The organism is Pseudomonas sp. LBUM1676, assembly GCF_059695605.1.
On the sequence record NZ_CP166777.1, the window covers coordinates 3,594,251 to 3,611,397 of the forward strand.

The following is a 17,147-nucleotide window of genomic DNA, read 5'->3' on the forward strand; positions in this document are numbered from 1 at the left end:
CTCAGCATTCCCACTCGGAACGGCTGAACAGGTAACCCTTGCCCCACACGGTCTTGATCTTGCGCGCCTCGCCGGCGTGATCGTCGAACTTGCGCCGCAACTTGGAAATCGCCACGTCCACCGAGCGGTCGGTGCCATTGAACTCGATGCCGCGCAGGCGTTGCAGGATCTGGTCGCGGCTCAGCACTTCGCCGGCATGCCGGGCCAGCACCACCAACAGGTTGTATTCGCCGCTGGAGAGCTCCACCGGTTGCCCACGCCAGGTCACGGTGCGTTCGGACAGGTCGATGCACAGATTGCCCATGAGGATGCGGTCATTGGCGGTCTGCGGCTCGCTGAGGCTGCTGCGCCGCAGCAAGGTCCGTACCCGGGCCAGCAGGACCCGCGGTTCGCAGGGTTTGGTGACGTAGTCGTCGGCGCCCATTTCCAGGCCCAGCACCTGGTCGTGGCTGTCGTCGCGGGCGGTGAGCATCAGGATCGGCAGCGTGGCCGAATCGGCACGCAGCAAACGACAGACTTGCAGGCCGTCCAGCCCCGGCAGCATCAGGTCGAGGATCACCAGGTCCGGCGGATCGACCCGCGCCCGTTCGCGCACGTGGTCGCCGCGGCCGATCACGCTGACCGAATAGCTGTTGCGTTCCAGGTAGCTGGCGATCAGTTCGGCGAGGGCGGTGTCGTCTTCGACCAGGAGGATGTTGGGCATGGGGGTGTTTCCAGAAAGTGCTGTGGCGCCGGGTAAAGCGTATTCGCGAGCAGGCTCGCTCCCACAAGGGATCTCATCGGACACAAATTCCGTGTCCACCACTGAACCACTGTGGGAGCGAGCCTGCTCGCGAAGGCGGTCTTACAGGTGCGGTAAAATTCAAGGGGTTAAGGATATACGCCCTCACCCACCCCCGCGCAAAACCCTTACACAATTTCACACAGCACCTACAAAGCTTCACCGCTACCCTCGTCGCCTCCCCGTAGGATGCCGGGGGTCATTATTGGGGTTATTACATGTCAAACAATCTGCTTGCCGGGCTCAGCCTGATTGCACTGGCGTTGACACTGAGCGCTTGTGACAAAGCCTCGACTGCCGAAGAGCAGACGCCACTGGCCACGGTCCGCATCGAGACCCTCTCGGCCCGGCCACTGTCAATCACCAGCGAGCTCAGCGGTCGCATTGCCGCGCCGCGCATCGCCGAAGTCCGCGCCCGGGTGGCCGGCGTGGTGTTGCAACGGACCTTCCGTGAAGGCAGCGACGTAAAACAGGGCGACGTGCTGTTCCGCATCGACCCGGCGCCGTTCAAGGCTGACCTGGACAGTGCTGAAGCCGCGCTGCACAAGGCCGAGGCCAATGCCTATCAGGCACGCTTGCAGGAGCAGCGCTACGCCCAGTTGATCGAAGGCAATGCCATCAGCGGCCAGGACTACGACAACGCCCGGGCAGCCGTGCGCCAGACCGCCGCCGACGTCGCCGCCAACAAGGCCGCGGTGCAGCGGGCGAAACTCAATCTGGGTTACGCCACCGTCACCGCGCCGATTTCCGGGCGCATCGGCCGCGCGCTGGTTACCGAAGGCGCCCTGGTCGGGCAGAACGAAACCACGCCACTGGCCTTGATCCAGCAGCTGAACCCGATTCACGCCGACCTTACCCAGTCGACCCGTGAACTCAACGACCTGCGCCGGGCGTTTCGTTCCGGTCAGTTGCAGCAGGTCGGTCAGGGCCAGGCCAAAGCCACGCTGATCCAGGACGACGGCAGCCTCTATCCGTTGCCGGGCAAGTTACTGTTCACCGACATTACGGTCGACCCGGGCACCGGCCAGATCATCCTGCGTAGCGAGTTCCCCAACCCGGACCTTGACCTGTTGCCCGGCAGTTTCGTTCGCGTGCGCCTGGAACAAGCGGTCAACCAGCAGGGTATCAGCGTGCCGCAACGGGCCATCCAGCGCGACAGCGCCGGCATCGCCCAGGTGCTGCTGCTCGATGCCGAACAACGGGTTGGCCAGCAGCCGGTGGAACTGGGCCCGGTGCAGAACGATCGCTGGATCGTCACCGGTGGCCTCAAGGCCGGCGACCGCATCGTCATCGAAGGCCTGCAACACGCCAGGCCCGGCGAGAAAGTGCAGATCGACGACACCCCTCTTCCACTTGCCCAGGCTTCTGGTCAGTAAGCAGGACGCTTTTTATGCCGCAGTTCTTTATCGACCGCCCGGTGTTCGCCTGGGTGGTCGCCCTGTTTATTCTGTTGGCCGGTGCCCTGGCCATCCCGCAATTGCCGGTGGCGCAGTACCCTGATGTCGCGCCGCCGCAGATCGAAATCTATGCCGTGTACCCGGGCGCTTCGGCGCAGACCGTGGATGAGAGCGTGGTCAGCCTGATCGAGGAAGAACTCAACGGCGCCGATCATCTGCTGTATTTCGAGTCGCAAAGCAGCCTCGGCAGCGCCACAATCAAGGCCACTTTCCAGCCGGGCACCAACCCGGAGATGGCCCAGGTCGATGTGCAGAACCGCCTGAAAGTCATCGAGTCGCGCCTGCCGCAAGCGGTGAACCAACAGGGTTTGCAGGTGGAGAAAGTCTCCGCCGGTTTCCTGCTGCTGATCACCCTGACTTCCAGCGACGGCAAGCTCGACGACGTGGCGCTCAGCGATTACCTGGCGCGCAACGTGATGAACGAGATCAAGCGCCTGGACGGGGTCGGCAAGGCGCAGCTGTATGGCGCGGAACGGGCGATGCGCATCTGGATCGACCCGCAGAAACTGATCGGTTTCAACCTCACCCCCGCCGACGTCAACGCCGCCATCGTCGCGCAGAACGCCCAGGTGTCGGCTGGCAGCATCGGCGACTTGCCGACCCGCACCACCCAGGAAATCACCGCGACCATTGTGGTCAAGGGGCAGCTGTCGACGCCGGAGGAGTTCGCCGACATCGTGCTCAAGGCCAACCCGGACGGCTCCACCGTACGCATCGGCGATGTGGCGCGGGTCGAGATCGGCAGCCAGGAATATCAGTTCGGCACGCGCCTGAACGGCAAGCCGTCCACGGCCGTCGGCGTGCAATTGTCGCCGGGCGCCAATGCCCTGAGCACTGCTACCCTTGTGCGGGCAAAGATGGATGAACTGGCGCGCTACTTCCCGGCCAACGTCGAGTACAAGATCCCGTACGACACTTCGCCCTTCGTCAAAGTCTCGATCACCAAAGTGGTTTACACCCTGATCGAGGCGATGGTGCTGGTGTTCGCAGTGATGTTCCTGTTCCTGCAAAACATCCGCTACACGCTGATTCCGACCCTGGTGGTGCCGGTGGCGCTGATGGGCACCTTTGCCACCATGTTGGCCCTGGGTTTCTCGATCAACGTGCTGACCATGTTCGGCATGGTCCTGGCCATCGGCATCCTGGTGGATGACGCGATTGTGGTGGTGGAGAACGTCGAGCGGATCATGGCCACCGAGGGTCTGTCGCCCAAGGAGGCGACGCGCAAGGCGATGCAGCAGATCACCGGGGCGATCATCGGCATCACCCTGGTGCTGGTGGCGGTATTCATTCCGATGGCATTCATGCAGGGCTCGGTCGGGGTGATCTACCGGCAGTTCTCCTTGTCGATGGCCACTTCGATTCTGTTCTCGGCCTTTCTCGCCCTGACCTTGACCCCGGCGCTCTGCGCGACCTTGCTCAAGCCGATCGCCAAGGGCGAGCATCATGAAAAACGCGGGTTCTTCGGCTGGTTCAACCGCCGCTTCGAACAACTGACCGTGCGGTATCAGGGCTGGGTCGCCTATGCACTGAAACGCACAGGTCGCTACCTGTTGATCTACGGCGTGCTGCTGATCGGCCTGGGGCTGTGTTTCAGCCGCCTGCCCTCTTCGTTCCTGCCCGTTGAAGACCAGGGTTACACCATCACCGACGTGCAACTGCCGCCAGGTGCGAGCAAGAACCGCACGGTGCAGGTGGTTGAACAAATCGAAGCGCACAACGCCACTGAACCCGGGGTTGGCGACAGCACGGTGATTCTCGGCTTCAGCTTTTCCGGCAGCGGCCAGAACGCGGCCCTGGCGTTCACCACGCTCAAGGATTGGTCCGATCGCGGCAGCGACGACTCGGCCAGTTCGATTGCCGACCGCGCCAATATCGCCCTGAGCCAGATTAAAGACGCCGTGGCCTTCGCCGTGCTGCCGCCGCCCGTGGACGGCCTCGGCACCTCCAGTGGTTTTGAGTTCCGCCTGCAGGATCGTGGAGGCCTTGGCCATGCCACGCTGATGCAGGCGCGCACCGAGTTGCTCGAAGCCGCCGGGAAAAGTCCGATCCTGATGAACGTCCGCGAAAGCGCCCTGGCCGAAGCGCCGCAGGTGCAACTGGAAGTCGATCGCAAACAGGCCAACGCACTGGGAGTGTCCTTTGCCGACATCGGCAGCGTGCTGTCCACCGCCGTCGGTTCAGCCTACATAAACGACTTCCCCAACCAGGGGCGGATGCAGCGGGTGGTGGTCCAGGCCGAAGGCGACCAGCGCAGTCAGGTAGCCGATCTGTTGAGGATCCACGTGCGCAACGACAGCGGGAAAATGGTGCCGCTGTCGGCCTTCGTCCAGGCCAGATGGACCCAGGGCCCGGCGCAGTTGACCCGTTACAACGGCTACCCGGCGATCAGTATTTCCGGCGAACCGAAACCGGGCTACAGCACGGGTGAAGCCATGGCGGAAATCGAGCGGCTGGTGGCGCTTGGCCCGGCGGGACTGGGCCAGGAATGGACCGGGCTGTCGCTGCAGGAACGCCTGTCCGGCAGCCAGGCACCGATCCTGCTCGGGCTGTCGCTGCTGATCGTGTTCCTGTGCCTGGCGGCGCTGTATGAAAGCTGGTCGATCCCGACCTCGGTGCTGCTGGTGGTGCCGCTTGGCGTACTCGGCGCGGTACTGGCCGTGACCTTACGCGGGATGCCCAACGATGTGTTCTTCAAGGTCGGGCTGATCACCATCATCGGCCTGTCGGCGAAGAACGCGATCCTGATCATCGAGTTTGCCAAGAGCCTGGTCGACGAAGGCCACGACCTAATCGACGCCACCCTGCAAGCCGCACGCCTGCGACTGCGGCCGATCGTCATGACGTCCCTGGCCTTCATTCTCGGCGTGGTACCGCTGGCGATTGCCACCGGGGCCAGCTCGGCGAGCCAGCAAGCCATCGGCACCGGGGTGATTGGCGGGATGATCACCGCGACCCTGGCGGTGCTGTTCGTACCGGTGTTTTTTGTGGTGGTGATGAGGCTGGTGCGCAAGCGCCATAAAGATATCTAGCCAACCACACATCCCCCTGTAGGAGCTGGCTTGCCAGCGAAGGCGCCCCCAAGAACGATGCAATTCCCAAGGGCCCCTTCGCCGGCAAGCCGGCTCCTACAGGGATTTGTGCAGGCCTGAAGGTTGTGGTCACAACCGACCCCGCTGGGCTAAGGTGATTGCAAAGCCCCAATCCATCGAGCCTCCATGCCCTTCCTCGCCCGCACCCATCCGCGCCTGTCCGCCGCCGCCACGCTCGGTATCGCGGTGGGCATTCTGACTCCCGCCGATTCGATCATCAGCAAAATCCTCTTCGGCTGGAATGCCGGGGTCTGGACATATCTGGTCCTGATGTTCTGGCTGGTTGTGCGCGCCAAAGCCCCGGACGTGAAGCGCATTGCCGAGGTCGAAGACGAAAACGCCGGGTTGGTGCTGTTGGTGGTGTGTATCGCTGCGATCGCGAGCCTGGCGACCATCGCCTTCGAACTGGCCGGCAGCCGGGACCTGGAAACGACCCGCAAGCTGCTGCACTACAGTTTTACCGCCTTGACCGTGATCGGCTCCTGGCTGCTGATCGGGGTGATTTTCAGCGTGCACTACGCCCGTCTGTTCTACACCTGGGATGGGAAGGACCCGGCACTGCGTTTCGCCGAAGGCCTGACGACGCCCAATTACTGGGACTTCCTGTACTTCTCGTTCACCATCGGCGTGGCGGTGCAGACCTCCGATGTCGGGGTGGCCACGCGGGATTTGCGCAAGATCGTCCTGGCGCAGTCGCTGATCGGCTTTCTGTTCAATACGGCCATTCTCGGGTTCTCGATCAATATCGCAGCAGGTCTGTTTAATTGAGCCGTGCACAAACGTTCTAGTCACAACGTCGGCGCAGGGGTTGAATAGTCGGCAATCCGTCTCACAGGTGCAGCATGACCACTCACAACTGGATCGACCTGGCCCGAGACGCCGACACCGGCATCGAAACGCTGCGCGCGCATTTCCAAGGTCACGCCTATGACCCGCACTGGCACGACAGCTATCTGGTGGGCGTCACCGAGCAAGGGGTCCAGCAATTCAGCTGCCGGCGGGCGAAGCATCAGAGCACGCCGGGCAAGGTGTTTCTGCTTGAACCGGGCGACATTCACGACGGCGAAGCACCGACCGAAGACGGTTTCACCTACCGCATGCTGTACCTCGACCCGCACTGGTTGAGGCGTGAACTCAGCGCCATGTTCGACAATGCCCCCGACAGTTGTCAGTTGAGTTTCGCCAACACGCTGACCACCGACGTGCGTCTGGCCCAGGCCACCAGCCTGGCGTTTCAAACCCTGCACCAGAGTGAGCTGAAGATCGTTCGCCAGACCGCACTCGATGGCTTGCTCGAACGCCTCACCAGCCATCTGCACTGGCGCGCTCGCTATGGGGAAGATCCGCGCCTGCCGCTGGTGGCGCAGAAGGCTCGGGAGTATCTGCACGCCAACGCTCGATACGACATCGGTCTCGACCAACTGGCCACCGCAACAGGCGTCGATCGCTTCCGCCTGACCCGCGCCTTCAAGGCCGCATACGGCCTGGCACCCCACGCCTATCTGGTGCAATTGCGCCTGGCCACGGCCCGTCGGATGTTGGCCCGTGGCGAGCAACCGGCGGCGGTGGCCATGGAACTGGGGTTTGCCGATCAGAGCCATCTGGGCCGCTGGTTCGTGCGCACCTACGGCCTGACGCCCGCGCTGTATCGCAAGCGCTGCTCAAATCTTCCAGACAGGTGAACCCGCAATTGTGAAGATCGAGTTCAATGATCTTCACCGGAGTTGCCTGCGATGTTGTCGTCTTTCCCGACGTTTTTGCCCTTCCTGTTATTTGCTTTCGTGGCGTCGATCACCCCCGGCCCGACCAACATTCTGGTGTTGAGCAACAGCGCCCGTTACGGGTTGGCGGCTGCCGTGCCGATCATCTTCGGCGCCTGTGCGAGCGCCGCAACCATTGTGCTGCTGGTGGGCACCGGGGCCGGTTCGTCACTGACCGCGCTGCCCGTCGTACAAACCACGATGCAGTGGGCAGGCGTGATCTGGTTGAGTTACCTGGCGTGGCAGATTTTCAGCGCCCCGGCGGCAGATCTCGACACCCATGAAAGGGACGCCCGGCTCGGATTGCTGGGCGCCGCCAGCTTGCAATTGATCAACCCGAAAACCTGGATGATGGCGCTGGCCGTGGTCAGTGTGTTCGCCGGCAACGGCGAGCAGCGCCTGAGCCATGTGCTGTATTTGTCCCTGGCGTTTTTCCTGATTTCCCTGCCCTGCCTGGGCGTCTGGGCATTGCTCGGTGCGGGATCGACGCGCTGGTTGCGCTCGCCCCGGGCCATGCAACGTTTCAACCGCTGCATGGCCGTTTTGCTGCTGGGATCGGCCTGGTTGAGTGTGTGGGCCTGAGCGCCACCCGTCGGCATTTATCAGTCCTGATTGAATCAGGCACTTGACGGCGGATTCGTTTCTGGTGTCTTCTGAAACCGGTTTCAGTGTTTTTGCACAAAACCTTATAAATCCAATAAGAAGGTTTCAGACCGTGAACGATTTCTCCGCCGCCCAGCGCAGCCGCGTGACCATGCTCGACGTGGCCGAACACGCCAAGGTCTCCAAGGCCAGCGTCTCGCGGTTCATCGGCGAAGACCGTGCCCTGCTGTCCGACGCGATTGCCTTGCGCATCGAGCAGGCGATTGCCGAACTGGGTTACCGCCCGAACCAGATGGCCCGCGGCCTCAAACGCGGGCGCACCCGCCTGATTGGCATGCTGGTGGCCGATATCCGCAACCCTTATTCGATTGCCGTGATGCACGGGGTGGAAACCGCCTGCCGTCAGCACGGCTACAGCCTGGTGGTGTGCAACACCGACCGCGATGACGAGCAGGAACGCCAACACCTGGCCCTGCTGCGCTCCTACAACATCGAAGGCCTGATCGTGAACACCCTCGGCCACCACCGCGATGAATTGCTTGAACTGCATCGGGAAATGCCGCTGGTGCTGGTGGATCGCAAAGTCGCGCAGCTCGAGAGCGATCTGGTCGGGCTGGACAACCCGGCGGCGGTCGAAATGGCCCTCGCCCATCTTGAAGAGCGTGGCTATCGCGATGTGTTGCTGGTCACCGAACCCTATGACGGCACCAGTTCGCGGATCGAGCGGGTCGCCAGTTTCAAGGCGCAGATCGCCCAACGACCGGCGCTTCGCGGCACCCTCATCGAAACGGGCAGCGAACTGGCTGCGCAGCTCAAATCTTTCCTCGACTTCCCTGGCCCAGGCCCGAAAGCACTGTTCTGTGCCAATGGTATTGCGGCGCTGGCCAGCACTCATGCATTGCGCGAATTGCAGTGCAAGCTGTTCGAGGATGTTGGCCTGATCGCCCTTGATGACCTGGATTGGTATCCGCTGGTGGGCAGTGGGATCACCGCCCTTGCCCAGCCGACGGCCGAGATCGGTGCGAGTGCGTTCGAGTGTTTGCTCAAGCGTTTGCGTGGGGATGACGGGCCGGTGCGGACACTGGATTTTTCGGCGCGGCTAATTGCAAGGGGGTCGACCCTTGGAAGTTCCCGGTGACTGGACTGGCCCCTTCGCGAGCAGGCTCGCTCCCACAGTTGATTGTGTCGCACATAAATTTGATGCCCACCAAAGTTCATTGTGGGAGCGAGCTCGCTCGCGAAGGGGCCAGTCAAGTCACCACAAAGCATCATCCATTTTTTTTGAACAAAAATGAAACCGGTTTCAGAGGTCTATAACAATGAATAAATCACCCGTCTCCATCAGCCTGTCCAGCTACGGCGCCGACCTGGTCCGCCAACGCGGCCAGGGCAGCTTCATCGACATCCTGGCCGCCGCCGGCGCCACACGCATCGAATGGCGCGAAGAGCTGCTGACCATCGAAGACCCCGCGCAATTGGCCGATGCCACCCGTGCCCAAGGACTCGAAAGCGTGTATTCCTCACCCATGGAACTGTGGCTCGCCGGCCAGTCGAAGCCCAATCCCGAGCTGATCACAACCCTGCAACGCGCCCAGGCATTCGGTGCAAAATGGCTGAAGGTTTCACTGGGCTATTTCACTGACAACAGCGACCTCCAGACCCTGGCTCAAGTGCTGGGCAAGAGCGCCGTGCAGCTGCTGGTGGAAAACGATCAGACCTTGCACGGCGGGCGTATCGAACCCTTCCAGCGCTTTTTCGCTGCCGTCGAGCAGCACCACCTGCCGATCAAGATGACCTTCGACATCGGCAACTGGCACTGGCAGGACCAGCCAGCCGCCAATGCCGCGCGGCTGCTCGGCCGTCACGTCGGCTATGTGCACTGCAAAGCGGTATCGCGCCGGGCCGACGGCAAACTGGTCGCCATCCCACCCACCGCCAGCGACTTGCAGCTGTGGGAACAACTGCTGCGGCACATGAACCAAGGCGTGATGCGGGCAGCGGAATATCCCCTGCAAGGCGACGATCTGCTGCAACTCACCACCGAACACGTCGCCACCCTCGCCCGCCTCGGTCAACCACAGCTGGAGCGCGCACATGTCTGAGTTCGATATTCTCTCGTTCGGCGAAACCATGGCGATGTTCGTTGCCGAGCAGAACGGCGAGCTGGCCGACGTCGATCATTTCCACAAACGGATTGCCGGCGCTGACAGCAACGTCGCCATCGGCCTGTCGCGACTGGGGTTCAAGGTGGCGTGGCTGAGCCGGGTCGGTGCAGATTCTCTGGGGCGGTTCGTCATCGATACCCTGGAAAAAGAAGGCCTGGACTGCAGCAACGTCGCCATCGATACCGCACACCCGACCGGTTTTCAGCTCAAGTCCCGCATCGACGATGGCGGCGATCCCGTGGTCGAGTATTTCCGGCGCGGTTCGGCGGCGAGTCACCTGTCGCCACAGTCGATCGTGCCTGACTTGCTCAAGGCCCGGCACCTGCACGCCACCGGTATTCCCCCGGCGTTGTCTGCCAGCGCTCGGGAAATGTCCTTCGAATTGATGACCCGCATGCGCGAGGCCGGGCGCAGCGTGTCCTTCGATCCCAACTTGCGCCCGAGTCTGTGGGCCAGCGAAAAACTGATGGTCAGCGAAATCAATCGCCTCGCCGCCCTCGCCCATTGGGTGCTGCCGGGCTTGAGCGAAGGTCGCTTGCTGACCGGTTTCGAAGACCCCGCCGACATCGCGGCGTTTTATCTCGACCAGGGTGCCGAAGCCGTGGCCATCAAGCTCGGACCACATGGGGCGTATTACCGCACTCATCTGGATCAGGGATTTGTCGCGGGCGTGCCAGTGGAAACCGTGGTCGACACCGTCGGTGCCGGCGACGGATTTGCCGTCGGCATGATCAGCGCCCTCCTGGAAAACCACAGCTTTGCCGACGCCGTGAAACGCGCCAACTGGATTGGCAGCCGGGCGGTGCAGAGTCGGGGGGATATGGAGGGGTTGCCGACACGATCCGAAATGTCTGCCGAACTTGAGGCCGCCTTCGCGAGCAGGCTCGCTCCCACTGGGGATCTGCAGCGTTCATGCAAACCATGTGGGAGCGGGCTTGCTCGCGAAGAGGCCCGCCCAGTCACTGAAGATTTTTAAACCGTTACCTGCTGCGACAAAAACAACAAGCTCAGGAGCACCACCATGAAAACCGCAACCCTCGCCGCCCGCCGCTGGTGGTACATCATGCCCATCGTGTTCATCACCTACAGCCTGGCGTACCTCGATCGCGCCAACTACGGATTCGCCGCCGCCTCCGGCATGGCCGCGGACCTGATGATCACACCGGGCCTGTCATCGATGCTCGGCGCGCTGTTCTTCCTCGGCTACTTTTTCTTCCAGGTGCCCGGGGCGATCTACGCGCAGAAGCACAGCGTGAAAAAACTGATCTTCGTCAGCCTGATCCTCTGGGGTGGCCTGGCGACCTTGACCGGGATCGTCTCCAACGCCTACTGGCTGATCGTCATCCGCTTCATGCTCGGCGTGGTCGAAGCCGCGGTGATGCCGGCGATGCTGGTGTACCTGTGCCACTGGTTCACCCGTGCCGAACGCTCGCGGGCCAATACCTTCCTGATCCTCGGCAACCCGGTGACCATGCTCTGGATGTCGGTGGTGTCGGGCTATCTGGTGCAGCATTACAGCTGGCGCTGGATGTTCATCATCGAAGGGTTGCCGGCGGTATTCTGGGCGTTTATCTGGTGGCGTCTGGCCGATGATCGTCCGGCCCAGGCCAAGTGGCTCAGCGACCAGGAGAAGCAGGATCTGGAGAGCGCCCTGGCAGCCGAACAGGTGGGGATCAAAGCGGTGAAGAACTACGCCGAAGCCTTCCGCTCGCCGAAAGTCATCATCCTGGCTTTGCAGTTTTTCTGCTGGAGTATCGGCGTCTACGGCTTCGTGCTGTGGCTGCCGTCGATCCTCAAGGCCGGTGCGCAAATGGACATGATCGAAGCCGGCTGGCTGTCGGCGCTGCCGTACCTGGCTGCCGTGATCGGCATGCTGCTGGTTTCCTGGGGCTCGGACAAACTGCAAAAACGCAAACGCTTCGTCTGGCCGCCGCTGCTCATCGCCTCGATTGCGTTCTACGGCTCCTATGCCCTGGGTGCCGAACATTTCTGGTGGTCCTACACCCTGCTGGTGATCGCCGGCGCGTGCATGTATGCGCCTTACGGGCCGTTTTTTGCCATCGTGCCGGAAATCCTTCCAGCCAACGTCGCCGGTGGCGCCATGGCGTTGATCAACAGCATGGGTGCGCTCGGTTCGTTTGGCGGCTCCTATCTGGTCGGCTACCTGAACAGCTCCACCGGTTCGCCCGGTGCGTCCTATCTGTTGATGAGCGGCGCGCTGATGTTGTCGGTGGTGCTGACGATTTTTCTCAAACCCGGCGCCAGTGACCGGGAGCGGCCGACGGTCGCGCTGACACGCCGTACCGCGGCCCATTCTTGAATTGATAGTGAGATGACCACGATGAAAAAGCAGGTTGTTCTATACAAGAAACTGTCACCGCTGCTGATGGCGCGCCTGCGCGAGCAGGCTGAAGTGACCCTGATCGAAAGCCTCGACGCCGAAGGCCTCATCAAACTGCGCGATGCCCTGCCCCGGGCTCACGGATTGCTCGGCGCCAGTCTGAAGCTGGATGCCGAATTGCTCGACCGCGCGCCTGATCTGCAAGCCATCGCCAGTGTCTCGGTGGGTGTCGACAACTACGACATCGACTATTTGACCGAAAGGCGAATCCTGCTCAGCAACACGCCGGATGTGCTCACCGAAACCACTGCCGACACCGGTTTCGCGCTGATCCTGGCGACTGCCCGGCGTGTAGTGGAACTGGCCAACGTGGTTCGTGCCGGCGAGTGGACGCGAAATGTCGGCCCTGCGCAATTCGGCACCGACGTGCATGGCAAAACCCTGGGCATCATTGGCATGGGGCGGATCGGCGAGGCCTTGGCCCAGCGTGGGCATTTCGGTTTTGGCATGCCGATCATCTATCACAGCCACTCGCCGAAACCGGCGGTGGAACAGCGCTTCGATGCGCAATACCGCAGCTTGCCGGAGCTGTTGCAGCAGGCTGATTTCGTCTGTCTGACGTTGCCGCTGACGGCGGAAACCGAGGGGCTGATTGGCGCAGAAGAGTTTGCGCTGATGGAGCCGGAGACGATTTTCATCAACATTTCCCGGGGTAAGGTGGTGGATGAAGCGGCCATGGTCGAGGCACTGCGCACGGGTCAGATCCGCGCGGCCGGGCTGGATGTGTTCGAGCGTGAGCCGCTGGATCTTGGCTCGCCGTTGTTGCAGTTGAACAATGTGGTGGCGACGCCGCATATTGGCTCGGCGACCCATGAGACCCGGGAGGCGATGGCCCGTTGTGCGGTGGAGAATCTGCTGGCGGCGTTGGCGGGTGAGCGGCCGAAGAATCTGGTGAATGTTCAGGCGTGGAAGGGCTGATGGATCTGGCGTTTATGAGATAGCCTTCGCGGGCAAGCCCGCTCCTACAGGGGATCTGCATTGGGTACAGATATTGTGTACGCCGCAGATCAAATGTGGGAGCGAGCCTGCTCGCGAAGGGGTCGGTACAAACAACACACATCCTTCAGGCCCGTCGCGCTTCCAAAAGGTTCGCCGCACACAACGCAATCCGTCGGCAAGCATCTGCCAGCTTCAACCGATCCACCACCAGTCCCAGCCGGATATGCCCCGCCGCACTCGGCCCGAACGCCTCCCCGGCCAGCACCGACACGCCATAACCTTCCAGCAGCCGCTCGGCGAAGCGCTGGGCGCACAACCCGGTCTGGCGCACATCGACCATCACGAACATCCCGCCATCGGGACGAATAGGCCGCAGGCCCGGGCAGTCGCTCAGGCTCGCACACACCAGGTCGCGACGCTGGCGATATTCCTCGCGCATCAACGCCACCTCAGGCAAGTCTTTATCCAGGGCCAATTGCGCCGCGTTCTGAATGAAATCCGGAATACCGAACAGCATGCACAGCGACAGGTGCTCCAGATGATCAGCCAAGGGTTTCGGCCCGATCACCCAGCCCACCCGCCACCCGCTCATGGCGTGGGATTTGGACAGGCTGTTGATCGTCGCCGTGCGCTCGGCCATGCCCGGCAGGCTGGCCGGGCTGATGTGTTCGCCCTCGTACAGCAGATCGCTGTAGACTTCGTCGCTGATCAACCACAGATCATGGCGAACACAGAGTGCGGCCAGTTGCTGCCAGATCTCCAGCGACAAACTGGCCCCGGAAGGATTGTTCGGACTGTTGAGCACAATCGCCCGGGTCTTGGCCGTGATACGGGCCGCGACATCCGCCGGGTCGACCCGAAAGCCATTCTCCGGACGCACCGCCACCGGCACCACTTTCGCCCCGATGGCACCGAACACGCCTTCATAGGTGACGTACATCGGCTCGGCGACCAGCACTTCATCGCCCGGATCGAGCAGGCATTGCGCCACCGAATACACCGCGCACTGTGCGCCCGGCAACACGATCACATGATCGGCCTCCACCGCTTGACCACTTTGCTGTCGATGACGGCGGGCGATGCTGGTGCGCAATCCCCGACTGCCGCGCGCTTCCGAATAATGGGTGTCGCCGGCCAACAGGCTATCGATAGCGGCCTGGACGATGGGTCGGGGTGTATCGAAGTCCGGATCGCCGACCGACAACAGCAATACGTCGACGCCCTGTTCGCGCAATTCCAGCGCGCGGTAATGAATTTGCCAGGCCGCGGCGCCTTCACCGGCGATGCGTTGGGTCAAGCCTGAATAGCGCATGTAGTTCTCCAATCGCGCAGGTTCCTGACTCAACCCTATCTCAAATCACCAAACGCGCCACCATGACATTTCAAGCGACGCATGGAGCCACTCCGTTTATCGGTTGACGAGATATTTCAAACCCGTGGTGATTCACGCTGAGAGTCTGCCATGGGCGAGTGATTTCTTGCTTGCCCTCTTGAATTATATTATTTCAAATCAGTCGCTTACCCAAAAAATGTGCTTCCAAAGAATGAAACGAATACTCCTACAGGTGGGGTTCGCATTAGCTGACAGCGTTTTCCCCCTGACCTGATTAAAGTCCCCTACCTGTTATTTGTGACAGGTTCCAAGGCGAATTAATCGCGCTATAAGGAGACCGTGCCTACAGCCCTAGCCAAGGGGTCTGAAGGACGGCCGCGCGAACCATGCCTCCATGAAGTAGGAAGTTTCTGCCGCGCCCACGCCGTCAATGATGATGAATGGGAGATTCAATTATGTACCGCTCCACTACCACCTCAGTCCGGTCATCACCTGCCCAAGTCAGTTTCCAGCCACAGGAGTGCAAACAACCCAAGGCCATAAAGCTCACGGCCAGGGAAAAGGAAGTCTTGCAATGGAGCGCCATTGGAAAGTCGTCCTGGGAAATCGCCCAGATCGTCGACTGCACCGAGGCCGGAGTGAATTACCACTTTTGTAACATCCGCCGAAAATTCGGCGTGAGATCGCGCTGGATCGCCATGGTCATGGCGCTGGAACAAGGCTTGATTCAAACGCCTTGAACCGGCCCCTCTACAGCGGTCAGCGTTTCATTGACCCTGTAGAGAATTTTAATGAATCTGGAACAGACCACACGGTTTAACCCCTCTCGCGAAAAAGCCTGTGACGATACGACGGTATCGCACAGGCATCATCCGAACAAAGCGCTTCGCATTATCCTCGCCGACGACCACCCCGTGGTGTTGATGGGAGCCGAAACGGCCCTCGGCAACACGTTCTCGGTTGTTGCTCGAGCGCAGGACGCCGATGAGTTGATTCATCATTTGCAGTGCACCCCCTGCGATCTGCTGATCAGTGATTATTCAATGCCCTATGGACGCTTTCCCGATGGCCTGGCGTTGATGGGGTATCTGAAACGTCACTTCGGCCATAGTCAGCGCTACAGCCGCTCGGTCAATCACCAGCTTTGGCGCTAGCGGTAAGCCAAACGAATCCGTCGCGCAGCAGGCCGGTTCGACCCTGGACGGATTAAGCGCTAGAGGAAAAAAAAGCGAAACTGTCAGAGTTGACAGGTGGATTTTTATACAGGTGGTTCATCAGCGGGTGAAAAGGGACAGCGGCGACGTCAACGCCCTGCAATCCAGGACAATTGCAGCGCCGTACAGGGGCAAGCCCCCTCGCCACAGATCGATTTCAAATGGAGGGTATTTGCCGGCTAAACCTTGCGATTGACCGTGCGCCAGACCCGGGCAATGTCCCCTGCCCGGTCACGTAGCAGACCAGGCGCATCGGCGCACGCCTGCGCAAGGCTCATCGGCCCCGACGGCAAGGCAAACGCGGCATCAACGCCATGCCCGTACATCTGTTGGTAACCATCGCCCAAGGTGCCAGCGATGACAATTACCGGCACACCGTGCTGTTTGGCGATCCGCGCGACGCCGAACGGGGTTTTACCGCGCAGGGTCTGCGCATCGAAACGACCTTCGCCGGTGATCACCAGATCGGCGTTTTTGACCGCTTTGGCCAGACCGACCAGTTCGGCGACCACTTCCACCCCGGCCTGGAATTGCGCATGGAGAAATGCCTTGGCGGCGAACCCCAGGCCGCCTGCCGCACCGCTGCCCGGTTCATCGCTCACATCGTTGTTCAGGGTTTGTGCGCAGAGCCCGGCAAAGTGTTCGAGGGCGTTATCCAGTTGTTGGACCTGTTCGGGCGAGGCGCCTTTTTGCGGGCCGAAAATCGCGGAGGCACCGTGGGGGCCGCAGAGTGGGTTGTTGACGTCGGCGGCTATGTCGAAGCGCACGCTGGCCAGGCGTGGATCGATGTCGATCAGGTCGATGCGGGCCAGTTGTTGCAGCGCCAGACCGCCGGGTGCCAATTCCTGGTCTTGTGCGTCGAGCAACCTCACGCCCAAGGCTTGCATCGCCCCCGCGCCGCCGTCATTGGTGGCGCTGCCGCCAATCGCCAGGATCACTCGCTGCGCTCCGGCATCCAGGGCCGCGCGGATCAGTTCACCGGTGCCGAAGGTGCTGCTGATGCACGCATCGCGCTGCTCGAGCGGTACCAACTGCAGACCACTGGCTTCGGCCATTTCGATGATTGCGGTGTGGCTGTGGGGCAGCCAACCCCAGGCGGCCTTGACCGTTGCGCCCAGCGGCCCGCGAACATCAGCATGGCGCAGTTCTCCATTGCACGCTGCCAGGACCGACTCAATCGTGCCCTCCCCGCCGTCGGCCATCGGGCATTTGACCAGCTGTGCATCGGGCCAGACATCTGCCAGGCCGAGGGCAATGGCATCGGCCACACCCTGGGCACTCAGGCTGTCCTTGAACGAATCGGGGGCGATGACGATTTTCATGGGAGTTCTCCGGTTGCAATGCCCTCATGCTGCCAGTTGGCAGGAACAATAACGCCGGTCCGCTGCACAAGCGGTACTGG

The 17,147-nt window shown here is 61.7% G+C and carries 15 protein-coding genes; 12 read left to right on the forward strand and 3 right to left on the reverse strand.

What is annotated here, in order from left to right; translation table 11 throughout:
- Position 1: 1 nt before the first annotated feature.
- Positions 2-703: a response regulator gene (locus ACA041_RS16605; RefSeq protein WP_497434018.1), complete on the reverse strand. Its 702-nt coding sequence runs from the start codon at positions 701-703 to the stop codon at positions 2-4.
- 296 nt (positions 704-999) lie between these two features.
- Between ACA041_RS16605 and ACA041_RS16610 the strand changes: the two genes are divergently transcribed.
- From ACA041_RS16610 to ACA041_RS16655, 10 genes are all read left to right on the forward strand, one after another.
- Positions 1,000-2,157: an efflux RND transporter periplasmic adaptor subunit gene (locus ACA041_RS16610; protein WP_497434024.1), complete on the forward strand. Its 1,158-nt coding sequence runs from the start codon at positions 1,000-1,002 to the stop codon at positions 2,155-2,157.
- Between the two features lie 14 nt (positions 2,158-2,171).
- Positions 2,172-5,270 (forward strand): multidrug efflux RND transporter permease subunit, encoded by a 3,099-nt coding sequence (locus ACA041_RS16615; protein ID WP_497434029.1) that lies wholly within the window; start codon positions 2,172-2,174, stop codon positions 5,268-5,270.
- Between the two features lie 186 nt (positions 5,271-5,456).
- Positions 5,457-6,098, forward strand: coding sequence for a DUF1345 domain-containing protein (locus ACA041_RS16620; RefSeq protein WP_497434035.1), 642 nt, complete (start codon positions 5,457-5,459; stop codon positions 6,096-6,098).
- 74 nt (positions 6,099-6,172) lie between these two features.
- Positions 6,173-7,012: an AraC family ligand binding domain-containing protein gene (locus ACA041_RS16625; protein WP_497434040.1), complete on the forward strand. Its 840-nt coding sequence runs from the start codon at positions 6,173-6,175 to the stop codon at positions 7,010-7,012.
- Between the two features lie 51 nt (positions 7,013-7,063).
- Positions 7,064-7,672 (forward strand): LysE family translocator, encoded by a 609-nt coding sequence (locus ACA041_RS16630; protein ID WP_497434045.1) that lies wholly within the window; start codon positions 7,064-7,066, stop codon positions 7,670-7,672.
- A gap of 133 nt (positions 7,673-7,805) precedes the next feature.
- Positions 7,806-8,831 carry a LacI family DNA-binding transcriptional regulator gene (locus ACA041_RS16635; protein WP_497434050.1) on the forward strand — a complete coding sequence of 342 codons (1,026 nt, stop codon included), beginning with the start codon at positions 7,806-7,808 and terminating at the stop codon, positions 8,829-8,831.
- A 181-nt stretch (positions 8,832-9,012) separates the two neighbouring features.
- The gene (locus tag ACA041_RS16640; RefSeq protein WP_497434054.1) at positions 9,013-9,795 is read left to right on the forward strand and encodes a sugar phosphate isomerase/epimerase family protein; all 783 of its coding nucleotides are present in this window, start codon (positions 9,013-9,015) and stop codon (positions 9,793-9,795) included.
- Positions 9,788-10,834 carry a sugar kinase gene (locus ACA041_RS16645; protein ID WP_497434059.1) on the forward strand — a complete coding sequence of 349 codons (1,047 nt, stop codon included), beginning with the start codon at positions 9,788-9,790 and terminating at the stop codon, positions 10,832-10,834. The genes ACA041_RS16640 and ACA041_RS16645 overlap by 8 nt, the downstream gene beginning before the upstream one ends.
- Before the next feature lie 45 nt (positions 10,835-10,879).
- On the forward strand, positions 10,880-12,178 hold the full coding sequence (locus tag ACA041_RS16650) for an MFS transporter (RefSeq protein ID WP_497434063.1): 1,299 nt from the start codon (positions 10,880-10,882) through the stop codon (positions 12,176-12,178).
- A gap of 21 nt (positions 12,179-12,199) precedes the next feature.
- Positions 12,200-13,177: a 2-hydroxyacid dehydrogenase gene (locus ACA041_RS16655; RefSeq protein WP_497442093.1), complete on the forward strand. Its 978-nt coding sequence runs from the start codon at positions 12,200-12,202 to the stop codon at positions 13,175-13,177.
- 145 nt (positions 13,178-13,322) lie between these two features.
- Here ACA041_RS16655 and ACA041_RS16660 read toward each other — a convergent pair whose 3' ends face one another.
- Positions 13,323-14,510: a pyridoxal phosphate-dependent aminotransferase gene (locus tag ACA041_RS16660; RefSeq protein WP_497434068.1), complete on the reverse strand. Its 1,188-nt coding sequence runs from the start codon at positions 14,508-14,510 to the stop codon at positions 13,323-13,325.
- Positions 14,511-14,986: 476 nt separating this feature from the next.
- Between ACA041_RS16660 and ACA041_RS16665 the strand changes: the two genes are divergently transcribed.
- Both ACA041_RS16665 and ACA041_RS16670 read left to right on the forward strand, forming a co-directional pair.
- Positions 14,987-15,271, forward strand: a complete 285-nt coding sequence (locus tag ACA041_RS16665; protein WP_497434072.1) for a helix-turn-helix transcriptional regulator — start codon at positions 14,987-14,989, stop codon at positions 15,269-15,271.
- Positions 15,272-15,322: 51 nt separating this feature from the next.
- Positions 15,323-15,685 carry a response regulator gene (locus tag ACA041_RS16670; RefSeq protein WP_497434076.1) on the forward strand — a complete coding sequence of 121 codons (363 nt, stop codon included), beginning with the start codon at positions 15,323-15,325 and terminating at the stop codon, positions 15,683-15,685.
- Positions 15,686-15,924: 239 nt separating this feature from the next.
- On the opposite strand, the gene ACA041_RS16675 is transcribed toward ACA041_RS16670, so the two are convergent.
- On the reverse strand, positions 15,925-17,067 hold the full coding sequence (locus tag ACA041_RS16675; RefSeq protein ID WP_497434079.1) for a glycerate kinase: 1,143 nt from the start codon (positions 17,065-17,067) through the stop codon (positions 15,925-15,927).
- Positions 17,068-17,147 lie beyond the last annotated feature (80 nt).